General features: G+C 64.8%; 24 protein-coding genes. 13 read left to right on the top strand and 11 right to left on the bottom strand.

The genetic code is table 11. From position 1 onward, the window contains the following. Positions 1 to 210 carry a hypothetical protein gene (locus AC1DQQ_RS06095; protein WP_478044581.1) on the top strand — a complete coding sequence of 70 codons (210 nt, stop codon included), beginning with the start codon at positions 1 to 3 and terminating at the stop codon, positions 208 to 210. A gap of 120 nt (positions 211 to 330) precedes the next feature. On the opposite strand, the gene AC1DQQ_RS06090 is transcribed toward AC1DQQ_RS06095, so the two are convergent. From AC1DQQ_RS06090 to AC1DQQ_RS06075, 4 genes are all read right to left on the bottom strand, one after another. Next, positions 331 to 759 (bottom strand): ExbD/TolR family protein, encoded by a 429-nt coding sequence (locus AC1DQQ_RS06090; protein WP_066806755.1) that lies wholly within the window; start codon positions 757 to 759, stop codon positions 331 to 333. Positions 760 to 788: 29 nt separating this feature from the next. Further along, positions 789 to 1,274 carry an ExbD/TolR family protein gene (locus tag AC1DQQ_RS06085; protein WP_478044579.1) on the bottom strand — a complete coding sequence of 162 codons (486 nt, stop codon included), beginning with the start codon at positions 1,272 to 1,274 and terminating at the stop codon, positions 789 to 791. 89 nt (positions 1,275 to 1,363) lie between these two features. Next, positions 1,364 to 2,161, bottom strand: a complete 798-nt coding sequence (locus tag AC1DQQ_RS06080; RefSeq protein WP_478029423.1) for a MotA/TolQ/ExbB proton channel family protein — start codon at positions 2,159 to 2,161, stop codon at positions 1,364 to 1,366. An 80-nt stretch (positions 2,162 to 2,241) separates the two neighbouring features. Continuing rightward, positions 2,242 to 2,922: an energy transducer TonB gene (locus tag AC1DQQ_RS06075; protein ID WP_478029425.1), complete on the bottom strand. Its 681-nt coding sequence runs from the start codon at positions 2,920 to 2,922 to the stop codon at positions 2,242 to 2,244. Between the two features lie 233 nt (positions 2,923 to 3,155). On the opposite strand from AC1DQQ_RS06075, the gene AC1DQQ_RS06070 reads away from it, so the two are divergent. Then, the gene (locus tag AC1DQQ_RS06070) at positions 3,156 to 3,989 is read left to right on the top strand and encodes a hypothetical protein (RefSeq protein WP_478044577.1); all 834 of its coding nucleotides are present in this window, start codon (positions 3,156 to 3,158) and stop codon (positions 3,987 to 3,989) included. Positions 3,990 to 4,046: 57 nt separating this feature from the next. Here the strand turns inward: AC1DQQ_RS06070 and AC1DQQ_RS06065 are convergent, their stop codons facing one another. Continuing rightward, positions 4,047 to 4,418 carry a dihydroneopterin aldolase gene (locus AC1DQQ_RS06065; protein WP_478029429.1) on the bottom strand — a complete coding sequence of 124 codons (372 nt, stop codon included), beginning with the start codon at positions 4,416 to 4,418 and terminating at the stop codon, positions 4,047 to 4,049. Positions 4,419 to 4,581: 163 nt separating this feature from the next. On the opposite strand from AC1DQQ_RS06065, the gene AC1DQQ_RS06060 reads away from it, so the two are divergent. The 4 genes from AC1DQQ_RS06060 to AC1DQQ_RS06045 all read left to right on the top strand — a co-directional run bounded on the left by AC1DQQ_RS06060 (position 4,582) and on the right by AC1DQQ_RS06045 (position 7,650). Then, complete coding sequence (locus AC1DQQ_RS06060) at positions 4,582 to 5,094, top strand: GNAT family N-acetyltransferase (protein ID WP_478029431.1); 513 nt, start codon at positions 4,582 to 4,584, stop codon at positions 5,092 to 5,094. 218 nt (positions 5,095 to 5,312) lie between these two features. Further along, the gene (locus AC1DQQ_RS06055; protein ID WP_478044575.1) at positions 5,313 to 5,879 is read left to right on the top strand and encodes a DUF1285 domain-containing protein; all 567 of its coding nucleotides are present in this window, start codon (positions 5,313 to 5,315) and stop codon (positions 5,877 to 5,879) included. Next, positions 5,876 to 6,463: a CoA pyrophosphatase gene (locus AC1DQQ_RS06050; protein ID WP_478029434.1), complete on the top strand. Its 588-nt coding sequence runs from the start codon at positions 5,876 to 5,878 to the stop codon at positions 6,461 to 6,463. Before AC1DQQ_RS06055 ends, AC1DQQ_RS06050 begins: the two co-directional genes overlap by 4 nt. Further along, entirely contained in the window at positions 6,460 to 7,650 is a 1,191-nt protein-coding gene (locus tag AC1DQQ_RS06045; RefSeq protein ID WP_478044573.1) for a CCA tRNA nucleotidyltransferase, read from the top strand. Before AC1DQQ_RS06050 ends, AC1DQQ_RS06045 begins: the two co-directional genes overlap by 4 nt. Before the next feature lie 117 nt (positions 7,651 to 7,767). On the opposite strand, the gene AC1DQQ_RS06040 is transcribed toward AC1DQQ_RS06045, so the two are convergent. The 3 genes from AC1DQQ_RS06040 to AC1DQQ_RS06030 all read right to left on the bottom strand — a co-directional run bounded on the left by AC1DQQ_RS06040 (position 7,768) and on the right by AC1DQQ_RS06030 (position 13,806). Continuing rightward, on the bottom strand, positions 7,768 to 9,477 hold the full coding sequence (locus AC1DQQ_RS06040) for a putative bifunctional diguanylate cyclase/phosphodiesterase (protein WP_478029436.1): 1,710 nt from the start codon (positions 9,475 to 9,477) through the stop codon (positions 7,768 to 7,770). A 236-nt stretch (positions 9,478 to 9,713) separates the two neighbouring features. Continuing rightward, positions 9,714 to 11,963 carry a DNA topoisomerase IV subunit A gene (gene parC, locus AC1DQQ_RS06035; RefSeq protein WP_478044571.1) on the bottom strand — a complete coding sequence of 750 codons (2,250 nt, stop codon included), beginning with the start codon at positions 11,961 to 11,963 and terminating at the stop codon, positions 9,714 to 9,716. A 76-nt stretch (positions 11,964 to 12,039) separates the two neighbouring features. Then, positions 12,040 to 13,806: a chloride channel protein gene (locus tag AC1DQQ_RS06030; protein ID WP_478044569.1), complete on the bottom strand. Its 1,767-nt coding sequence runs from the start codon at positions 13,804 to 13,806 to the stop codon at positions 12,040 to 12,042. A 74-nt stretch (positions 13,807 to 13,880) separates the two neighbouring features. On the opposite strand from AC1DQQ_RS06030, the gene AC1DQQ_RS06025 reads away from it, so the two are divergent. The 3 genes from AC1DQQ_RS06025 to AC1DQQ_RS06015 are packed head-to-tail and all read left to right on the top strand — an operon-like array spanning position 13,881 to position 14,859. After that, entirely contained in the window at positions 13,881 to 14,291 is a 411-nt protein-coding gene (locus AC1DQQ_RS06025) for a MarR family winged helix-turn-helix transcriptional regulator (RefSeq protein WP_478044567.1), read from the top strand. A gap of 58 nt (positions 14,292 to 14,349) precedes the next feature. Then, entirely contained in the window at positions 14,350 to 14,658 is a 309-nt protein-coding gene (locus tag AC1DQQ_RS06020) for a hypothetical protein (protein WP_478029440.1), read from the top strand. A 6-nt stretch (positions 14,659 to 14,664) separates the two neighbouring features. Further along, complete coding sequence (locus tag AC1DQQ_RS06015; RefSeq protein ID WP_478044566.1) at positions 14,665 to 14,859, top strand: hypothetical protein; 195 nt, start codon at positions 14,665 to 14,667, stop codon at positions 14,857 to 14,859. Positions 14,860 to 14,886: 27 nt separating this feature from the next. On the opposite strand, the gene AC1DQQ_RS06010 is transcribed toward AC1DQQ_RS06015, so the two are convergent. Together AC1DQQ_RS06010 and gcvA are read right to left on the bottom strand one after the other, a co-directional pair. After that, positions 14,887 to 15,201 (bottom strand): hypothetical protein, encoded by a 315-nt coding sequence (locus AC1DQQ_RS06010; RefSeq protein ID WP_478029444.1) that lies wholly within the window; start codon positions 15,199 to 15,201, stop codon positions 14,887 to 14,889. 122 nt (positions 15,202 to 15,323) lie between these two features. After that, entirely contained in the window at positions 15,324 to 16,220 is an 897-nt protein-coding gene (gcvA, locus tag AC1DQQ_RS06005; protein ID WP_478029445.1) for a transcriptional regulator GcvA, read from the bottom strand. A gap of 115 nt (positions 16,221 to 16,335) precedes the next feature. Between gcvA and AC1DQQ_RS06000 the strand changes: the two genes are divergently transcribed. Further along, entirely contained in the window at positions 16,336 to 16,521 is a 186-nt protein-coding gene (locus AC1DQQ_RS06000; RefSeq protein WP_478029447.1) for a hypothetical protein, read from the top strand. Positions 16,522 to 16,663: 142 nt separating this feature from the next. Further along, entirely contained in the window at positions 16,664 to 17,509 is an 846-nt protein-coding gene (locus AC1DQQ_RS05995; RefSeq protein ID WP_478044564.1) for an alpha/beta hydrolase, read from the top strand. Here the strand turns inward: AC1DQQ_RS05995 and AC1DQQ_RS05990 are convergent. After that, positions 17,506 to 18,429: a LysR substrate-binding domain-containing protein gene (locus AC1DQQ_RS05990; RefSeq protein WP_478041867.1), complete on the bottom strand. Its 924-nt coding sequence runs from the start codon at positions 18,427 to 18,429 to the stop codon at positions 17,506 to 17,508. The genes AC1DQQ_RS05995 and AC1DQQ_RS05990 overlap by 4 nt on opposite strands. Positions 18,430 to 18,540: 111 nt before the next feature. Here AC1DQQ_RS05990 and AC1DQQ_RS05985 point away from each other — a divergent pair, with 111 nt between their 5' ends. Then, positions 18,541 to 18,873, top strand: a complete 333-nt coding sequence (locus AC1DQQ_RS05985; RefSeq protein WP_478044562.1) for a UrcA family protein — start codon at positions 18,541 to 18,543, stop codon at positions 18,871 to 18,873. Positions 18,874 to 19,067: 194 nt separating this feature from the next. Continuing rightward, positions 19,068 to 19,976, top strand: coding sequence for a DUF4349 domain-containing protein (locus AC1DQQ_RS05980; protein ID WP_478041869.1), 909 nt, complete (start codon positions 19,068 to 19,070; stop codon positions 19,974 to 19,976). Positions 19,977 to 20,069: the final 93 nt, after the last annotated feature.

The raw sequence follows: 20,069 nt of genomic DNA, 5'->3' as shown, positions 1-20,069 counted from the left end.
ATGATCGATTCGCGCCTAAGCGAGTTCATGTCCGAACCACTAACGACGATCGAACGCGCCATCCAATTGGCGCAGTCAGGTGACTGCAGCTCCGTGAACGACGTGCGCCAACGGTTGCGGCGCGAAGGCYATATCGGCATCGGAGCCGAACTGGCGGGCGTCGCAATCAACCGCGAGTTGGTCGACTATCTCCATGCTGCGCGGCATTAGGCCCGATCGGATTATCAGCCCGCATCCTAAATCGAACAGGCCAGCACAGTTCACCGGCCAACGAAAAGGGGCGACCGCTTGCGCGACCGCCCCTTTCGACGAAATCGATGCCCTGAAGCGTCAGAATTCGTTCGCGTATTGCTCGTTGCCGATGAAGCCGAGCTTGCTGATCCCGGAGCGCTTGATGACCGCCAGGACCTTGTCGACCTTCTCGTAGCGCGCGTCCGGAAGCGGCTGGAAGTGCAGCTCCGGTTCGGGCTGGATCTGCAGGGTCGCCTGCAGATATTGGTCGAGCTGTTCGTCGCTCGTCACCGGCGTGCCGTTCCACGTCACATTGTCGTTCGCGTCGATGATGATCTTGTTCTTCTGCGCGTCAACCGGCGGCGGGTTGTTCGCCTGGTTGACGGGAAGGTCGACCTTCACCGCGTGCGTCTGGACCGGGATGGTGATGATGAACATGATGAGGAGCACGAGCAAGACGTCGATCAACGGCGTCATGTTCATATCCATCATCGGGGCGCCATCATCCCTGCCGCCACTCATTGCCATGATTCAAAACTCCTGAGCTAGCGAGACGGTTAGGACGCCGCGGCGGACCCGTCCTTGGGGGGAGGCTGCGAGATGAAGCCGACCTTGATGAAGCCCGAGGACTGCATCGTGTAGATCGCCGCGCCGATACACTTGTACGGGACGTTGACGTCGCCGCGGATGTGCACTTCGGGGATCTTCTCGGGGTCGATCGGACCGGCCGCCCTGAGACGTTCGATATCGGCCTTCATCTTCTTCGTCGCCCTGTCGAGCAGCTCTTTGTGCGTCATCCGGGTCATGCCCCAATAGATGCCGCACTGACCCGCGTCGTCGGACACGATCGACAGATTGACATTTTCCGGCTTCGTCTGCGTCACGTCGTACTTAACTTCTGGCAGCTTCAGCTTCACATTTTGCACCACGACCGGAACCGTGATGATGAAGATGATCAGAAGCACCAACATGACGTCGACGAGCGGCGTCGTGTTGATGTCCGACATCGGCGTTTCGGAGGAGCCTCCGGTGCTAATAGCCATTAAGCATTCCTATCCTTACTTCGTGCGTCCAGGCCATGGCCCGGACGTCTGGCGGAACAGGGCACCGCGCCCGTTCCGCCATCACGTGCTTACGGCTTGGTGGTAACGCCACCCGCCTGACCGGCGGTGGTCGTCACCGGCTTGGCCGGTGTCGTCGCGGCGGCGGCCGGCTTGCGAACCGCGGCGCTGGGCTTCACCGCGCCGTTCGACGCGAGGTAGCCGAGGACGTCGTTCGCGAACGCGCTGAGCGCTTCCTGGATCGCCTTGTTGCGGCGCTGCAGGAAGTTGTAGCCGAGCACCGCGGGAACCGCGACGACCAGACCGAAGGCAGTCATGATCAGCGCCTCACCGACCGGGCCGGCAACCTTGTCGATCGAGGCCTGACCAGCAGCGGCGATGCCGAGCAGCGCCTTGTAGATGCCGACCACGGTACCGAACAGACCGATGAACGGTGCCGTCGCGCCGACCGTCGCGAGGAAGGCGAGACCGCCGCCGAGCGCCGAGTTGATCGCATCCTCCGAGCGCTGCAGCGAGCCGTGCAGCCAGTCGTGCGCCTCGACCGGATCGGTCAGCCTTGCATGCTGTTCCTGCGCGGCCAGGCCGTCATCGACCAGCTGCTTGTAAGCCGAGTTCTTCTCGAGCTTGGCGGCGCCTTCGCGCAGCGAGTTCGAGTTCCAGAACGTGGCGCGCACGCGGCGGCCCTGGTTGATGATCTTCTGCTGCTCGAACACCTTGGTGAAGAAAATGTAGAGCGTGAAGAACAGCATGATCAGCAGAATGCCCGCGGTGGCATAGGAAATGGCGCCGCCTTCGTGCAGCGCGTTCCAGAAGCCGAACTGTTCCTGGGCGGCACCGGCCGCACCAGCGTTAAGGATGGAGATGCTCATTCGGATGCTTCCTCTAAAAATATCGTCTCAAGATACAACCCGGCCGGCGCCCGGGTTTCCGGGCGCCGGCGTGAAAAAAGTCATTCGTCCTTCAGCGTCCAGCGGATGCCGGGCAACGTATAGCTGTAAGGCTGAGCGTTACCTTCCGTATCCTTCTGCACGGTGAAGCGGCCACGACGCTGCGCGAGACGGCAGGTCGCGTCGTCGAGCGACGAGTTGCCGCTCGATGCGGTGACGCGACATCCGGCAACCTTGCCCGACGTATCGATGCTGAGCAGCACCGAAACACGGCCCGAGGCGCCAGCGCGCTTGGCGTCGGCAGGATAATCGTCGTCGGTAAACCAGCTACCGGGATTGCCCCTCGGCCCGCCTTTTACGGCTACGGGTTTGGGTGCAGGCGGCGCGGGTGGCTGCGGCGGCACGACCGGGGCCGGCGGCGTCACCGGGGGCGGCGGCTGCGGCACGTTGGTCGTCGCGATGTTGACCGGCGACTGCACCGGCGGCGTGATCGGCGGGATCACGACCTGAGTCGGCGGCGGCGGCAGATTCGGCTGGTCCGGCGGCGGGGGCGGCGGCTTGTCTGGCGGCGGCGGCGGTGGCGGCGGTGCCACGTCGAACGCGTTCAGTTTTTCAGCGGCCTTCTTGGCGAAATCTACCGCCAAGCCGGTCACGAAAGCATAACCGAATCCCGCAACGATCAGCGAAACAATGATAATCGCTACGATACGGCTGCCGGTTGTATCACGATCAGCGTATGACATTCAGAAACTCAACTCCTTCGTGTCCGACCCGCGAATGTCGCCAGACGTTAATCGTTCGGCAACGAACCCTTCGGCTAGCGCCAGATCGGGCAGAGCGCGAGTCTCTATCGTTACCCCTGCGACGACGCAAACGCTTTGTCGGGCGCAACAAACGTACAATCGCAGCATGGCAGAATTATTTCTGTAAAGGAACGTTCTGATCGCCTAACTCATTCGATATGTCACGCGTTCCCATGGCTCGATTCCTCTCTGTCCTGTTCATCGCGGGCGCCGCTCCGATGATACCGGTGTCAGCAACCAAAGTGCTCCCGCCGCCGCCTGTTTATCGTTATGCCGATATGGCTGATCTGGCGACGAAGGCGCCGGTGGTCGTGGACGCCACTATCACCGATGCCGCGAAGATCAAGCCGGCGGAGGCTACCGGGCTCACGCCGGGGCAAATACGCTATTATCTCACGGTCACGATCAACGCGCTGATCCGCGCGCCGGGGGCGTTGCCGCCACAGATCGGCTATCTATACGACGCCCCGCTCGACGCCGCCGGCCGGCCACCCAAGTTGAAGAAAATGCGCGTGATTATCTTCGCGCGCGCGGTCGCTAACAGCCCCGACCAGCTTCAATTGGTGACCCCCGGCGCGCAGTTGCAATGGTCGCCGCAGACCGATGCAACGGTACGCAGACTGTCCGCCGATCTGGTTTCGCCAAAGGCGCCGCCCGCGATCGTCGGCATCTCCAACGCCTTCCATGCGGCAGGCACTCTTCCCGGCGAAGGAGAGACGCAGATCTTCCTCAAGACCACCGGACATCCGATCTCGCTCGGCATCCAGCGCAAACAGAATCAGGCGCCGGTATGGACGGTATCGCTGAGCGAAGTAGTGGAGGATGCCTTGCCGCCACCACAGCGTAACACATTCCTGTGGTACCGTCTGGCCTGCGGCCTGCCGGTCGAAATACCAGCCGACACGTTGACCGGACTCGACCCGGCCGACGCCGCGGCGATCCAGCAGGACTATGCGCTGGTCAAGCAAGGGCTCGGTCCCTGCCGAGCCGGAGCGAATCCGTCCTGACGGATTCGCTCCGCGATTTCCGAGCCGCCGATTGTTCCGATCGACTTGAAATCGCTCCTAGCGGCGATGGCGGACCAGGGTAATCCCGATCGATTCGCCGCCTTCGGAGATCGCCAGCTTGACGATCTTCACCTCGACGCGGGCGACGCGCTTGTCCTGCAGGAACAATGTCTCGCAAATGTGATCGGCGACGCCCTCGATCAGCGTGAAATGCACGCCCTCCGGCAGCGATCTGGTCGCAGCGTGTTTCAAATCGAGATAATTTTTCGACATGGAAAGCGGCGATTCGGGACCGAATCGACCCGGCAGGTCGAGATCGACCGTGATCGAGATGCGCAACGGCTGGGGAAGATGCGTTTCCTCGGAATAGATGCCGGTCAGCACCATTACCTCGATATCGTGCACTTCGAGTTGCAGCCGGTCTTCCAAGTCGCGTGATCCCATCTAAGGAGCGCGCCCCTGCCCGTCCCGGGGCCCGCGATCAACCCCTTGTCGCGCCGCGGCCTGCGCATTCGCCTTGTATTCAGCCGGGATGCCGATAAAGCGCCCGCCCCCGGGCGTATTGCCCGAGCGTTCGAGGAGACTCCGCCAAGTGACCGATTTCGTGCCGATCAACGCCATCGATCCCGCCGCCGTCGAGGCGTTGCTGGACCGTGCGTTCGGCCGAGACCGTCACGGCCGCACTGCCTATCGCCTGCGCGACGGCGTCGAATCGATTCCCGATCTCAGCTTCGCGGCGATCGAGGACGGCATGCTCGTCGGCACCATCCAATGCTGGCCGATTGCGCTCCGTGGCGACGACGGCAGCATTCACCCACTCGTCCTGGTCGGCCCGGTCGCGGTCGAGCCGTCGCGCCAACGCGGTGGACTGGGCAAGGAACTGGTCCACCAGGCGCTCGACGCCGCGCTCGAGCTCGATCTTGACGGCGCGATGATGCTGATCGGCGATCCGGAATATTATGGCCGCTTCTGGGGATTTTCCGCCGCAGCGACTGCGGGGTGGCGCCTGCCGGGGCCCGTGGAGGCGCATAGATTGCTCGCGCGCGGGTCAAACGTGCCCGCCATCGCGGGAGAGTTGGGGTCGCGCGTCAGCGTCGCGGTCTGACGTAGCGGGAAAACAGCCGTCGCCAGCCGGTCGTCACCCCCGGGCTTGTCCCGGGGCCCAACGGGCGGCTGAGCGAAGGACAAGAGACTAAAAGTCCGGTGCTCGCGGCGCCTTGGATCCCGGCACAAGGCCGGGATGACGTGGGAGGAGTCGTCATCCCGACCGCCATATGCCGGCTCGCGGTTGCAGCCCGATCTTCCCTGCCCTAGCGGTCATCCATGCCGATGGCCCCGCCTCCCGATCTCGCCAGCCTGTCGCTCGCCGACGTGGCGCGGCTCGTGGCGGAGAAGCGCCTGCCGCCGGTCGAGCAATGGAATCCCAGCCATTGCGGTAACAGCGACATGCGGATCGCACGCGACGGGACGTGGTTCCACATGGGATCGCCGATCGGCCGGCAGGAAATGGTTCGGCTGTTCGCCACCATCCTGCGGCGCGAATCCGAGGGCGGTTACGTGCTGGTCACGCCAGTCGAGAAGCTCGACATCGAGGTCGAGGACGCTCCCTTCCTCGCGGTCGAGATGAAGGCCGAAGGCGAAGGGCGCGACGCGGCGCTCGCTTTTCGCCTCAACACTGGCGAATTGGTCACCGCCGACGCCGGTCACGCGCTGCGATTCGAGCAGGGTGAAGACGGACCGCGCCCCTATCTCCACGTTCGTGGCGGGCTCGAGGCGCTGGTCGCGCGATCGGTCTATTACGATATCGCCGAGCGGGCGCTGTCGGGCGACGACGATCCGCCGGGCGTGTGGAGCAACGGCGCCTTCTTCGCGCTGGAGTCCGACGCATGACGACGCTCGCCGAACGGCTGCGCCTCGCGCTCGACCATGTCCATCAGCCCGAATTGCTCCCCGGCGATCATCCCGGGATCGGGAGCACGCGCATGCCGGCCGCGGTGCTGGTCGCGGTGACCGATCGGCCCGAGCCCGGGCTGATCCTGACCCAGCGCACCGAAAGCCTGCGCCGCCATGCCGGACAGGTCGCCTTTCCCGGTGGCCGGATCGATCCTGGTGACCTCGACGCAGCCGATGCCGCATTGCGCGAGGCAGAGGAGGAAATCGCCTTGCCCCGCGCCGCCGTCACCTTGATCGGCGAGGCGGATCGCTACCTCACGGTCACCGGATTCGAGGTGATCCCAGTGGTCGGTGTGGTCCCGCCCGATCTCGATTATCACCCTAACGAGGCCGAAGTCGCCGACGTGTTCGAAGTGCCGCTGGCGTTCGTGCTCGATCCCGCCAATCAACTTCGCGCCAGTGCGGAATGGCAGGGCCGGACACGCTATTTCTACGAAATCCGCTGGGGCGAACGCCGCATCTGGGGCGCGACGGCGGCGATGCTGGTCAATCTGTCGCGGCGGCTGCGATGGGCGGCATGACGTTGCTTCCTCCGGCAGAGTGGCGCGATCGCCCCGGTCTCGCTCGGTTGGTCGCGGCGCTCGGCGCCGACAATGCGCGGATCGTCGGCGGCGCGGTGCGCGACACGTTATTGGGAATCGAGACCGCCGATATCGACCTCGCTACCCCACACGACCCACGCACGGTGATCCAGTTGCTCGAAGCCGCCGGGATCAAGGCGGTTCCGACCGGAATCGACCATGGCACGATCACCGCGGTGTCGCGCGATGAGGTGTACGAAGTCACCACCTTGCGGCGCGATGTCACCACCGACGGCCGCCGTGCGACAGTCGCCTTTACCGACGATTGGCGCGAGGACGCAGCACGGCGCGATTTCACGATCAACGCGCTCTATGCCGATCCCGCAACTGGCGAGATCCACGATTATTTCGACGGGATCGCCGATCTCGACGCGCGCCACGTCCGCTTCATCGGCGACCCCTATCGCCGCATCGCCGAGGATCATCTGCGCATCCTGCGCTTCTTCCGCTTCCTCGCGCGGTTCGGCGATATCGCCGACCCCGACGGTTTGCAGGCCTGTATTGAGCGCGCCAACGACCTGATGGCGCTGTCCCGCGAACGCATCGCCAACGAATTGTTGCGCTTGCTCGTCGCACCGCGCGCGGTCGAGGTCATCACGCTGATGATCGAGCGCGGCGTGTTCGTCCCCGTCCTGCCAGAAATCGCAAGTATCGCGCGTCTTGCCGATCTGGCGAGACAAGAAGCCGATAACGGGATCGCTCCCGATCCGATCCGCCGGCTGGCCGCATTGCTGCCCGCCGATACCGCCGTCGCGGCGAGCGTCGGCGCGCGGCTGAAGCTATCAAACAAGCAACGCCAGCGGCTGGAAAGTGCAACACTGCCGGTCGATGCCGATCCGCACGCGCTGGCCTATCGGCTGGGCACCGAGTTCGCGATCGACCGGCTATTGCTGTCGGGTGGCGACGCTGCGGCGATCCGCGACTGGGCACGGCCGAGGCTGCCCATGTCGGGCGGACAGCTCGTCGCCAAGGGGCTGAAAGCCGGACCCGATGTGGCGAAGACCTTGCGGGCAATCGAGGATCGCTGGATCGCCGAGCACTTCCCCGATGCCGCGCGTGTCGCGGCGATCACCGACGAAGAAGTCGCTCGGAGTCTGTTTGAAAACTCGCGAAAGAGCGAGTTTTGAGACCGCACCAGCCCGCTCCCCCACCCGACCTCCCATAGAATACCCTGATTGGGAGGTCGGGTGGGGGAGCGGGCTGGTGCCGCGAAACGCGCCCTCAACGCGTTTTCAAACAGACTCTCAGGCCCTCGACGCGACCAGATAGGCATAGGCCTCGTCGGCCTCGAGCGGCTTGGCGTAGACGAATCCCTGGCCATAGGTGCAGCCCAATGCCGCCAGGGTCTGCGCCAGCTCGTTGGTCTCGATCCCTTCCGCGGTGGTTTCCTTGCCGAGCGCCTGGGCCAGGCTGAGGATCGCGCGGACGATCGCCACCTTGTCGCGGTCGGCGAGCATCCCGGTCACGAAACTGCGGTCCATCTTGAGCACGTCGATCGGCAGTTTCTGAAGATAGGCCAGGTTCGAATAGCCCGTGCCGAAATCGTCCATCGCCAAGGTCGCGCCCAGGCTCTTGAGCTGATGCATGGTCTCGGCGACGCGCTCGGGATCGGAGATCAGCGCGCTTTCGGTGAGCTCGAGCGTGAAGCGGCTACCGGTCAGCTGATTGCGCAGCAGCGCCTGCTCGACCGCCGGCGCGATATCGTCGCGCTGCAGCTGGATCGCCGACAGATTGACCGCGACGCGCACGCCGCAGTCGCCGCCCGCGCGGATATCCCATGACCGGAGCGTCCGCGCCGCCTCCTCGATCGCCCAGCGGCCGAGCGGAACGATCAGTCCCGATTCCTCGGCGACCGGAATGAAGTCGGCGGGCGAATGTTCATGGCCGTGTTCGTCGGTCCAGCGCGCGAGCGATTCGAACGCAACGACCTGGCCGGTCGCGAGATCGCAAATCGGATGATAGGTCAGCCGCATCGCGCCATTTTCGATCGCGCGGCGCAGCTCGGTCTCGATGCCGAATTGCTCGCGCGCGATATCTAGCGCCTGGGTCTGGTAATATTCGGCCTGGCCCGACGTCTTGGAGCGTTTGACGGCGAAATGGGCGTGGCGGATCAGATCCTCTGAATCCTCCACCGCATCCGACCCGAACGCGATGCCGATCGAGCACGACACGCGGATTTCGAAGTCCGACATACGGAACGGCGTCGCCAGCGTCTCCTGAATCCGACGAACGACCTGTTCGGCTTCCGCCTCGCTCTCTTCGAGCGCGAGCAGGATGCCGAATTCGTCGCCGCCGGTGCGCGCCAGCATGTCCGACGCCCGCAACGCGCCCTTGAGGCGCCGCGCGAGTGTGATCAGCAATTCGTCGCCTGCCATCGACCCCATACAGGCATTGACCCGGCTGAATCGGTCTAGGTCGATGATCAACACCGCGTAGCGCGCGCCACCGCCCTCGGCGATCCGCTCCTCAAGCAATTCGCTGAAGCCGCTGCGATTGGGCAGACCGGTCAGGCTGTCGGTGATCATCTCGCGGCGCAAATTGCGCGCGGTCCGCAATTCGCCGGTATGGTCGACCAGGGTGGCGAAGCAATAAGACGATGCCGACGAGCGCCGCGCCAGGGTGACGCGGAAATGGCGGCAATCGACCGCGTCGCCGAATTCCCAGGTGAACTCGTCGTTCACGGCCTCCCCCGCCAGGAACGTCGCGATCCGCTCGCCCAAGGCGGCGATCAGCGGCGCTTCACCCGCGGTATTGCCCAGTCCGGCGGCGCGAAAGGCGCGGTTCGCGGCGGCCACGATAACAGCATTGTCGGGGCGCCCGACAAGAGCCAACGGCACCGGGATCAGTTCGATCGATGCGGCGATTCCGGCGATCTCGTCGGGGCGCAGCACGACCGCCGCCGATTCGACGGGCACGGCTTTAGCGGCCTTCGCGCGAGACAATCCGAGCGCCATTGCGACCCGCTTAGGCGGGATTGGTTAAAGCGCGCTGAAGCTTGCCCCGGTTTCAGCCACTTGGGGGTGGCTGGCAGAGCGACATTTAGCCCTCTCCCGTTTACGGGAGAGGGTTGGGTGAGGGTCTTCTTTCTTCTTCCAAGCGATTAGCGTCCCAAGAAAAGAAAGAAGACCCTCACCCTCCCACCGCTGCGCGGCGGGCCCCTCCCTCTCCCGCAAGCGGGAGAGGGGTTAAATCAAAACCTGTTGTCGCGCGGGAACCCTGTCGGTGGCATTCGCCCCGCAGCGCCGCGCGCGGTGCGCCACGGCTGCAGGTCGGTTTCGGTGCGCGTGCGGCCGCTCTCGCCGCCCATCGCCCAGCTCAGCCCCTCGGCGAACTTGAATGTGACCGCGTCCGACAGCCCGCCGTCGCGATAGCGCTGCAGCTGGACGCCTTGCCCCTTGGCTAGTTCGGCGACTTCCGACAGCGGGAATACCAGCATCTTGCGGTTGTCGCCGATCGCCGCGACGTAATCGTCCTCGCCGGCGATCGGCCGGACGATCTTGAGCTTGGCGCCGGCACGCGGCGTCACCACCGCCTTGCCCTTGCGCGTCTCGGCAATCGCGTCAGCCGCCTTCAACACGAAGCCGCGTCCATCGGACGCCGCGACCAGCAATTTCTCCGCCTCGCTTGCGCGCAGCAATGCAGCAATCCCGGCCTCTCCATCGAGATCAATCATCAGCCGCACCGGTTCGCCGAACCCGCGCCCGCCGGGCAGCCTGTCGGCGGCGAGCGTGTAGAACCGCCCAGTCTCGGCGGCGAGCAGCAATTTGTCGGTGGTCTGCGCATGGAACGCGAAGCGCGGACCGTCGCCTTCCTTGAACTTCATCGCATCGGCCGAGGCGAGTTCGACGTGCCCCTTCATCGCGCGGATCCAGCCGCGCTGCGAGAGGATCACGGTGATCGGCTCGCGCTCGATCATCGCCTCTAGCGGGATTTCGCGCGCCGGCGCTGCTTCCTCGATCTTGGTCCGCCGCCTGCCAAGCGCGGTTTCCGGTCCGTAGCGGTCGCGGACCTTGCCGAGGTCGCGCTTCAACCGCGTGCGCTGCCGTGCGTCGGACGATAGCAGCAGGTCGAGCTCGGCCTTTTCCTTCTCGAGCCCTTCGCGCTCCTTGCGCAGCTCCATTTCCTCGAGCTTGCGCAAGCTGCGCAGCCGCATGTTGAGGATCGCTTCGGCCTGACGGTCGGTCAGCTCGAACTCGGCGATCATCACCGGCTTGGGCTCGTCTTCGGTGCGGATGATCTCGATCACCCGGTCGAGGTTGAGATAGGCGATGATATAGCCGTCGAGCAGTTCGAGCCGGTCGGCAATCTTGTCGAGCCGATGCTGCGAGCGGCGGCGCAGCACGATGAACTGGTGATCGACCCAGGATTGCAGCGCTTCCTTGAGGCTCATCACGCGTGGCGTTCGCGTTGCGTCGAGGACGTTCAAATTGAGCGGTATGCGCGTTTCGAGATCGGACAGCCTGTACAGACTTTCGATCAGCGTGTCGGAATCGACGGTACGGCTGCGCGGTTCGAGCACGATGCGCAAATCCTCGGCGGATTCGTCGCGGACATCGGCCAGGATCGGCAAGCGCTTGTCGTTGACCAGGTCGGCGATGCCCTCGATCAACTTGCCCTTGGACACGCCGTACGGAATTTCGGTCACGACGAGATGCCAGCCGCCACCCTTTTCATTGACCCGCTCGATCGTCGCGCGCGTCCGGAACGAGCCGCGGCCGGTCGCATAGGCCTCCGCGATCGCCGCCGGGCTATCGACGATGGCGCCACCGGTCGGCAAATCGGGGCCCTTCACATAGTCGAGTACGTTGGCGTCGGCATTGTCGATCAGCGCGATCGACGCATCGAGCAATTCGGCGGCGTTATGCGGCGGGATGCTGGTCGCCATGCCAACCGCGATGCCGGCGGCGCCATTGGCGAGCAGATTGGGGAAAGCGCCCGGCATCAGCTCGGGCTCATGGTCCTCGCCGTTATAGGTTGGGCGGAAACCGACCGCATCCTCGTCGAGGCCGTCCATCAGGTCGGTAGCGACCTGGGTCAGGCGGGCTTCGGTGTAGCGATAGGCGGCGGCGTTATCGCCATCGATATTGCCGAAATTGCCCTGACCGTCGACCAGCGGGTAGCGCAGCGAGAAATCCTGCGCGAGCCGGACCATCGCGTCATAGACCGAGGCATCGCCATGTGGATGGTATTTGCCGATGACGTCGCCGACCACGCGCGCCGATTTCTTGTAGGCGCTGTTGGGATCCATCTTGAGCGTTCGCATCGCCCAGAGCAGGCGGCGGTGCACCGGCTTCAGCCCGTCGCGGACGTCGGGCAGCGAGCGCGCGGTGATCGTCGACAGTGCGTAGACGAGGTAGCGTTCGCTGAGCGCGCTATCGAACGGCGCGTCGAACACGCCCACGGAAGGATTGTCGGGAAGGTCGGTCGTCTCGGCTGCCATCCGAAAGCGGTTAGAGCCTATTTGCCCGAGAGGAAATATCGGGAACGAAGAAGGTGTGGATGGGTCCAGCCTCTAATTATGAGGCGGCCCCGCCCCGCGCGCGTTCGAACTCGGCGCGGCGGCGCTCGCCGCGCGCCTTTAGCAGATCGTGGCGCGATAAGATGCCCACCACCTTGCCGCTGGCGGGATCGACGATCGGTACGCGGCCAATTCCGGTTTCGACCATCAGATCGGCGACCTCTCCGATTGGCGAATGGCGATAGGCCATCGGTTGCGAGGCATCGGACAATTCGTCGGCGAGTGGCGTGTCGTCCTGACTACGCTCGACCTGCCAGCGCAAGGCGTCTGAGCGCGACACCAATCCGAGCAGCCTGTCGTCCTTCCCCACCACCGGATAGGAACGGTGCGTCGCATGATCGGCGAAGAAGGCGACGACGTCACGGATCGGCATGTCGCCCGGCAAGGTCTCAGGATCCCGCGTCATCACTTGTTCCGCCTGGAGGAAATCGAGCGGGTCGACGGTATATTCCTGCAGGATATGGCGCCCGCGGCGTGCGATCTTCTCGGTCAGGATCGAACGGCGCATGATCAAGACGCTGACCGCATAGGCGCCGACCGAGGCAGCCGTCATTGCAGGCAGATCGGTAAAATGCCCGGTCACCTCGACCGCGAAGAAGGCGCCGGTCAGCGGCGCGCGCATCGCGCCGCTCATGATCCCGGCCATGCCAGCCATCGCCCAGAACCCCGCCGGCCCGGGCAGGAGCTGGCCGAACGCTACCCCGAGCGCGCCACCCAGAATCAGCAATGGCGCGAGCACGCCGCCCGAGGTTCCCGATCCCAGAGCGATCAACCAGACGATCGCTTTCACCACGAGCAGCGCGAGCACGACGCGCAAGGTCATCGATCCGTCGAGCAAGGCCTGGATATTCGAATAGCCGGCGCCGAGCACATGCGCGTCGATCAGCCCACCCAGCCCGACGACGATACCGCCAAGCGCGGGCCACCAGAACCAGTGAACCGGCAGGCGGTGAAACAGATCCTCAACCTTGTAGAGCGCGACCGAGAGCAACGCCGCTTCGATCCCGGCGAGAATTCCTGTGGCGAGCGACCCCGACGCCGCCTGCCACCAGTCGAGCGTGACCGCCGGGAACGGGAAGAGCGCGCCCGAACCGAGCAGCATCGGGCGGCAGGCGAAGGAAACCAGCACCGCGGTCACCACCGGCACGAAACTGCGCGGCTTCCATTCGAACAGCAGCACTTCGATCGCGAGCAGTATGGCGGCCAGCGGCGTGCCGAAAATGCCGGTCATGCCGGCGGCGGCGCCCGCCACCAGGAGCGTCTTGCGTTCGGCGGCGCTCAGCCGGAAGCGCTGCGCGAACAGCGATCCGATCGCACCGCCGGTCATGATGATCGGTCCTTCAGCGCCGAACGGACCGCCGCTACCGATCGAGATCGCCGAGGACAATGGTTTGAGCAACGCGACCTTCAGCGACAATCGGCTTTCGCCATAGAGGATCGCCTCGATCGCTTCGGGGATGCCATGCCCCTTGATCTTCTCCGACCCGAACCGCGCCATCAATCCGATCAGCAGTCCACCGATCGCCGGTATCGCCACCGTCAACAAGCCGAGATGCGCGCTGGTGATATCCGTCGGGCTCGCCGACAATCGGCCGAACCAGAACAGGTTGGTCGCGATCGCGATCAGGCGGATCAACAGCCATGCCCCCAGCGCCGCGCCGATCCCGACCGGGATCGCAGCGGCGGTCAGCATGATCATGCGCAAATCGGCGCTGTGATCGCCTAAAGGACGCGCCTTGTCGGCGGACGTGAAATGGAGTGACATGGCGTCCTGTTTTGTAGGGAGACGCCGCGCAACTATATCGCGGCGCGACATAGTTCAATCGAGGATGACGAATCATGCCGAGCGGGCACGAGTTGACCGACGCCGAATATGCTGCGCTGGCCGATTTTCGCCGCACGTTGCGCCAGTTCCAGGCGTTCAGCGAAGAGCGGGCAGCCGATTTCGGGCTGACGCCGCAACAGCATCAGGTGCTGCTCACCATCCGCGGCGCTTCCCCGCGACCGGTCAGCATCGGCTATGTCGCCGAACGCCTGTTCGTGAAGCCGCATAGTGCGTCCGGGCTGATCGTGCGGCTGGAAACCTTGGCACTGATCGCACGCCGGCCATCGCCGCATGACGGCCGTCAGGCCTTGCTGGAGTTGACCCCAAAGGCCCGCGAAATCCTCGAACGCTTATCGACGGTGCACCGCGACGAGATCGTCCGGATGCGGCCGATGCTGAAGCAGTTGCTCGATACGATCGCCTGACGCGCATCCTTGATTTATATCGTAATACGATATAAATTCCGACCTGGAGGATGGCCGGATGCAAATCTTGTTGGTGATCGTGGAATCGATAGGCCTGATCGTCGGCAGCGTCGCCGCCGCGATCCTGCTGTGCTGGTCGCTATGGCGCGCCTTCCGGCTGATCCGCCACCCCGCTTGGGGTCCCCCGATCGTCGTCGTGCCCGTCATCTTGTGGGCGGCCAACATGCTGCCGCGCAGCGAATTCCTGCGCATGACGTTGGTATTCGCGTTGCTGGCGGCCATTCCCTTCTGGATCGAGGGCCGCGCCTGGCGCTTGGCGTGGATCGAACGGCAACACCCCGGCGTCGACGATCCCCTGCACGGGTGAACGTTCGTGCAATATCGCTTGCTCTACCCAGTGCTTGCCGCCTGCATCGCCCAGGATCGTGCACCACGACCGGGCGAACTGGAGCACGTCGCGCAACGGATCATGCGCGAAGGATCGGTCGGCACGCCTCGCGCGCTTCTGGATCGCCGCATGGCGACCCGCGCGGCGCGCACCGCGCTGATCGGCGCGCCGAAGAGTTGACGCGAACGAGAGGTCAGCGGATCGCGGCTACCATTTGATCTGGTTGCTCGACGGCGCTTTCCATTGATTGCTCGAAGGCGCTTTCAACTGCGTACTGACCGGGCCCTCGCCCTTGATCTGGCTGCTCGAGGGCGACTTCCATTGGTTGCTGACCGGCGCCTGACCCTTGACCTGTTCGCTCTTGATCTGGGTGCTGTCCGGCTTGTCCAGTCCGATCAGGACGCCTTGCGTCTCGCCCGTCGGTACGCCGGGCTGCTTTTGCGCCGCCGCGTCGGTTACGCCCAGCGACAAGCCCAGCATCGATACCGCCGCCGCCAGCGCAGGTTTCATGAGATCGGCCATGCCATCCTCCCTGCAAAGCGAGAGCGCACTCCGGGAGCGGAGAGCGGCTCTCGACCCTTGGAGAGATAGGCCCATGCCCTCCGACCGTATTGGCGGAATGCGACATGCCCCACGCGACGCGATCAGACCGGGCTCGGCATATCGCGGGCGAGTTCGTCGAGCAGCCATTCCCGGAAGCGACGGATCTTGGCGACGCCGCGCCGCGCTTCGGGATAGCAGAGCCAATAAGCGTAGCCGCGGGTCGAGACTTGATCGAACGGCCGCACCAATCGTCCGTCGGCCAAGTCGTTGCGCCAGAAGAAGGGCGTCAGCATCGCCATTCCCTGCCCCGCCATCGCGGCATGTCCTTCATGCGCCTGGCTGTCGAGGCGGACGCCGACGCGTGGCGGGCCGTCGGGCACTTCGACCCCGGCTTCGCGCAGCCAGAACGGCCACCACGGATCGTGCGGGCTGATTTGCGGGATGCGCAGCATGTCCTCGACCGTGAACGGTCCGTGGCGTTTGAGGAATCCAGGCGAGCACATCGGCGTGAAATCGATCCGCACGAGCAACTCCTCGTGCAGCCCGTCCCATCCACCCAAGCCGGCGCGGATCGCGACATCGACGTCGTCGCTTGCGAAGTCTGCCAGCGCGTCGCTGGTCAGCAGGCGCACCGCCATTTCCGGATGGTTCATCTGGAAACTGCCGAGCCGCCAGGCGAGCCAGGTATTGGCGAAGGTGTTCGAGGTCGACACGGTCAGCACCGCCGCATCGTCCGCTCGGATCGCGCCGAACGCGGCGTCGATCGCGTCGAAGGCGCGAGTGATCTGGGGCGCTGCCTTGCGGCCCGCATCGGTCAACACCACGCGGCGCTTTTCGCGGCGGAACAGCGGCGCGCCGAGCCGCTCTTCGAGCAATTTTACCTGATAGCTGACCGCTGCCTGGGTCATGCCGAGCTCATTCGCGGCGGCGGTGAAATTCTCGTGCCGGGCGGCGGCTTCGAACACGCGAACGGCGGCAAGGGGCGGCAGGCGGCGCATGAAACTTGATAAGCATGGCTTGTCGATTATGTCCAACGATTTGTTGGCGAAGCGACGCCGATACGAGCATATCCACCTCATCGCCAACGCCGGATTTTATGAGGAGGATTGAGCCATGCGCGATGATTTCCTGAGCGGCGACTGGGCCGCGAACAAACACCGCCTGACAGCGGACGTCGATAAGCTGGGCCATGATCTGGCCGAGAAGGTCAGCGACAGTTTCGAAGCGCTCAACCGGGCGCAGTTCGACGCGCCGTGGCACCGCGTTTGGCGCAAGGTCCGCATCTCCGGGCTGCGGTGAACCGCGGCAGCTCCGGGACCGTGGCGCGTGCCCCCATGCGCGCTCGGCCCATTCTGGACCTACGCTTCTCCGGCGGTGTCGATCGGATGGCAAGACTCGCTTCCTTCTTGCCTTCCGCGCGCCGCCGGTCTTTTCCCTCCACATGAGCGACGATTTCGAGCCGCTGACCTGGGCAGATCTGACCGCGCGCCCACGTCCCGAGCCGCAAGCGGCGATCGCCTATGGCGACGACCCCTGGCAACGCGTCGATCTGTGGCTGCCCGATGGCGCCGGCCCCTTCCCTGTCGTGTTGATGGTCCATGGCGGATGCTGGACGACCAGCATTGCGGATCGCACGCTGATGAATTGGGTCGCCGAGGATCTGCGCCGCGACGGCTTTGCGGTGTGGAACATAGATTATCGCGGCGTCGACCGCCCTGGCGGCGGCTATCCGGGCACCTTTCGCGACGCCGCGGCGGCTGCCGATGCGTTGCGCGGCTATGCCCCCAAATACGGGCTCGACTTGCGCCGGGTCATCGCCACCGGTCATTCGGCGGGCGGGCATCTGGCGTTATGGCTGGCCGGACGGCGGCGACTGCCGTTCGACAGTCCGCTGTGGTGCGCGACACCCTTGGCGATCGCGCATGTCGTCGCCTGCGGCGCGCTTCCCGACCTCGAGGCGGTGGCGGCGAGCCCCGACAATGGCTGCGGCATCGACGTCATTCGCGATCTGGTCGGCGCGCCGGGCAGCGATGGGCGCGATGTCTATGCCGATACCTCGATCCCGCCGCTGTTGCCGATCGGCGTGCGCCACGATCTGGTCAATGGCCGCGAGGACCGCATCGTGCCCTATCGGCTGGCGACGGATTATGCCGCCAAAGCGGGCGAGGAAGCTGTCCTGCACACCGTGCCGGATACCGGGCATGTCGAGCTGGTGACGCCAGGCACCGCTGCTTGGACAGCCACCAAGCATCTGATCGTCGCAGCTTTCGCGGCAACCGGTTGTTAGACCGGCGCCGGCACCAGCGCCCCGAACGGATCGTCGTGCAGCGACGCCCTCACTTCAGCAAGCAGCCAGCTACGAAACGCCGCGACCTTGCGCTGCCGCTTGCGATGCGCCGGATAGACCAGCCAGAAGCTGTTGCGCCAATAGGCGATGCGCTTGATCGGCTGGACGAGCTGCCCGGCATCGATCGCGCGTTGCCACATTGGCGGGCTGAGCACCGCGACACCGTGCCCCGCAATCGCCGCCTGCCCCTGCAGCACTTGCGATTCGAGCTGCACACTGGGGGGCGACTCGTCGGATTGATCTCCCGACACGCTCCCCAACCACAACCGCCACCAGCCATCCCCCGGCGACAGCCGCGGCAGCGCCAGCAAATCATCGATCGTTGCGACCGGCGGATGGGCGGCGAGCAGCGCCGGGCTCGCCAGCGGCGTGAACGGCATCCGCATCAGGAAGTCCGCTTCCAGCCCCGGCCATGGCGCCGGCGCCCCACGGATCGCGACATCGATCTCACCGCGATCGAACTCGGTCAGCGCGTCCGACACGCGGAGCCGCACCGCCAGATCGGGCCGGGCAAGCTGGAAGTCGCCGATGCGCGACGACAGCCAATTGGTCGCGAAGGTCGACGGCGCGCTCACCGTCAGCATCGTCTCGTTATCGCTGCGCGCGGCACGGAACGCCTCGTCGAGCTTCTCGAACGCGCTGGTCACTTGCGGCGCGATCAATTGGCCGAGTTCGGTCAGTTCGACTCCGCGCCCCTTGCGTGCGAATAGCGGCGCGCCGACCCGTTCCTCGATCACCTTGATCTGATAGCTCACCGCCGCCTGGGTCGTGCCGAGTTCCTCGGCGGCCCGCGTGAAATTGCCGAGCCGCGCCGCGGCCTCGAACACGCGCACCGCGCCGAGCGGAGGAATAGACGTCATTCAAGACATAAAGCAGATTTATGGCTTGCTCTCAACGTTCGATTGGAGCTGCGACGCGGCCCGCGGCATATCGGTGTCGTCGCCACCCCCGGCGACGACAGGAGAAAGAAGATGTTCAAGCCCTTGATGATGACCGCTCTGCTGATCGCAGCAGTCCCTGCATTTGCCGGCGACAAGCCGGTTCCGCCAACCGCCCGAGTCACGACCGCCGACCTCGATCTGTCGACCGCAAACGGCCGCCGGACACTCGACCGCCGCCTGCGCGCAGCGATCGATCAGGTATGCGCCGCCGCCGATGCCGCACCGCGTACCGGTATCCTCTCGAACGACCGCTGCCGGTCGGTCGCCGCGACCTCTGCCCGGCGTCAGCGCAACGTCCTGCTCGCCACCGTCGACGCGGGTAAGACCCGCAAAGCGGGCGTCGAAGTTGCTATGGCCAAATGACCCAGACGCAGCACTTGACCAATTAAGCGATCTGATGGGTTGCCTACGCCGGCAGGCATCCATCAGGCGCAATCCCTACCCCTTCGTGGCCGTTCCAATCTGGGCACACACTCCAATTCATCGCTATTCTGACACGCCTTGACGCAATACCCGATCAATGAGATTGTGTATCAAGATTGTCGGGAGAGAGCGTTATGCGGATCGTTCTGATGTCGATCATTCTGTGTTTCGTCCTCGCCGGATGTAACCAGGTGTCGAGTCTCAAATCGGCCGAAAAGCTCAATGCCTATGATGTCGCCCCAGCCGCGCCGCCGGGCGATGCCTCCAATGGAGGCAAGGGTGACGAGACGGCGGCCACGCCGCTGACAGTGACGCTCCCTCAGATCGCCTATGACTATAAGTACAGCTTTCGGCTCCCCGCCGATCGGGTAGCGTCGACCCAGCAGGCGCATATCGCGGCTTGCGACAAACTGGGGCTGGCGCGATGCCAACTGGTCTCATCCGAAAGTAGCAGCGGGAATGGCAGCGCCGCCTCGTTAAAGCTCCGCGTCGCCAGCGACATCGCGCGGCGGTTCAGTGCGACCCTGGTCGATTCGGTCGCCAGGGCCGGCGGGCGAGCGGTGGACCAGTCGATCAGCGCCGAGGACGTATCGAAAGAGATTTCCGACACCAGCGCGCGAATCCGCCAGCGTGAGCTGCTGGTCCAACGGCTGACCCAGATTCTTCAGTCGCGCACCGGCAAGGTGAGCGAATTGGTCGAGGCCGAACGCAGTGTGGCTGCCGCGCAAGAGGAACTTGATCAGGCCAAGGCATGGCTGACCCAATTGCAGGGCCGGGTGGCTATGTCCGATGTAGAGATCGACTATGCCGCCGCAGTCGTCGGCACCGCCGACCAAGGCCCGCTGGGCGAGACGGTCGGCCAATCCTGGTGGTTCTTCGGCGCCGCACTCTATGCGATCTTGCGCTTGGCGATCTTCCTCGCGCCGTGGGCGGCAGTGGGGATCGGCATCTTCTTCACCGTTCGCGTAGCAAGGCGGCGCTGGGGAGGCCCCGCGACGGACGTCGAGCCGCTGCCATCCAACGATACCCCGCCCCCCGCCTGATTGCACCCGAGCAGTCGTTCCGGTATAGGTCATTGCTTCCCGCCCCGGCGCGCTATCCGCGTTGCCGGGGCGCTCATTTTACAAAGGTAAGCG

This window comes from Sphingomonas sp. P4_G3 (genome assembly GCF_056401105.1).
Note: the sequence above shows the minus strand (reverse complement) of the source record. Positions and strands in the feature narration are given on the sequence as shown.

Coding starts and splice junctions, on each gene's coding strand:
- AC1DQQ_RS06030 (WP_478044569.1), bottom strand. CDS start 13,806: ATGTCACTCCATTTCACGTCCGCCGACAAGGCGCGTCCTTTAGGCGAT.
- AC1DQQ_RS06020 (WP_478029440.1), top strand. CDS start 14,350: ATGCAAATCTTGTTGGTGATCGTGGAATCGATAGGCCTGATCGTCGGC.
- AC1DQQ_RS06070 (WP_478044577.1), top strand. CDS start 3,156: ATGGCTCGATTCCTCTCTGTCCTGTTCATCGCGGGCGCCGCTCCGATG.
- AC1DQQ_RS06000 (WP_478029447.1), top strand. CDS start 16,336: ATGCGCGATGATTTCCTGAGCGGCGACTGGGCCGCGAACAAACACCGC.
- gcvA (WP_478029445.1), bottom strand. CDS start 16,220: ATGCGCCGCCTGCCGCCCCTTGCCGCCGTTCGCGTGTTCGAAGCCGCC.
- AC1DQQ_RS06010 (WP_478029444.1), bottom strand. CDS start 15,201: ATGGCCGATCTCATGAAACCTGCGCTGGCGGCGGCGGTATCGATGCTG.
- AC1DQQ_RS06080 (WP_478029423.1), bottom strand. CDS start 2,161: ATGAGCATCTCCATCCTTAACGCTGGTGCGGCCGGTGCCGCCCAGGAA.
- AC1DQQ_RS05985 (WP_478044562.1), top strand. CDS start 18,541: ATGTTCAAGCCCTTGATGATGACCGCTCTGCTGATCGCAGCAGTCCCT.
- AC1DQQ_RS06085 (WP_478044579.1), bottom strand. CDS start 1,274: ATGGCTATTAGCACCGGAGGCTCCTCCGAAACGCCGATGTCGGACATC.
- AC1DQQ_RS05980 (WP_478041869.1), top strand. CDS start 19,068: ATGCGGATCGTTCTGATGTCGATCATTCTGTGTTTCGTCCTCGCCGGA.
- AC1DQQ_RS06075 (WP_478029425.1), bottom strand. CDS start 2,922: ATGTCATACGCTGATCGTGATACAACCGGCAGCCGTATCGTAGCGATT.
- AC1DQQ_RS06055 (WP_478044575.1), top strand. CDS start 5,313: ATGCCGATGGCCCCGCCTCCCGATCTCGCCAGCCTGTCGCTCGCCGAC.
- AC1DQQ_RS06025 (WP_478044567.1), top strand. CDS start 13,881: ATGCCGAGCGGGCACGAGTTGACCGACGCCGAATATGCTGCGCTGGCC.
- AC1DQQ_RS06040 (WP_478029436.1), bottom strand. CDS start 9,477: ATGGCGCTCGGATTGTCTCGCGCGAAGGCCGCTAAAGCCGTGCCCGTC.
- AC1DQQ_RS06050 (WP_478029434.1), top strand. CDS start 5,876: ATGACGACGCTCGCCGAACGGCTGCGCCTCGCGCTCGACCATGTCCAT.
- AC1DQQ_RS05995 (WP_478044564.1), top strand. CDS start 16,664: ATGAGCGACGATTTCGAGCCGCTGACCTGGGCAGATCTGACCGCGCGC.
- AC1DQQ_RS05990 (WP_478041867.1), bottom strand. CDS start 18,429: ATGACGTCTATTCCTCCGCTCGGCGCGGTGCGCGTGTTCGAGGCCGCG.
- AC1DQQ_RS06045 (WP_478044573.1), top strand. CDS start 6,460: ATGACGTTGCTTCCTCCGGCAGAGTGGCGCGATCGCCCCGGTCTCGCT.
- parC (WP_478044571.1), bottom strand. CDS start 11,963: ATGGCAGCCGAGACGACCGACCTTCCCGACAATCCTTCCGTGGGCGTG.
- AC1DQQ_RS06090 (WP_066806755.1), bottom strand. CDS start 759: ATGGCAATGAGTGGCGGCAGGGATGATGGCGCCCCGATGATGGATATG.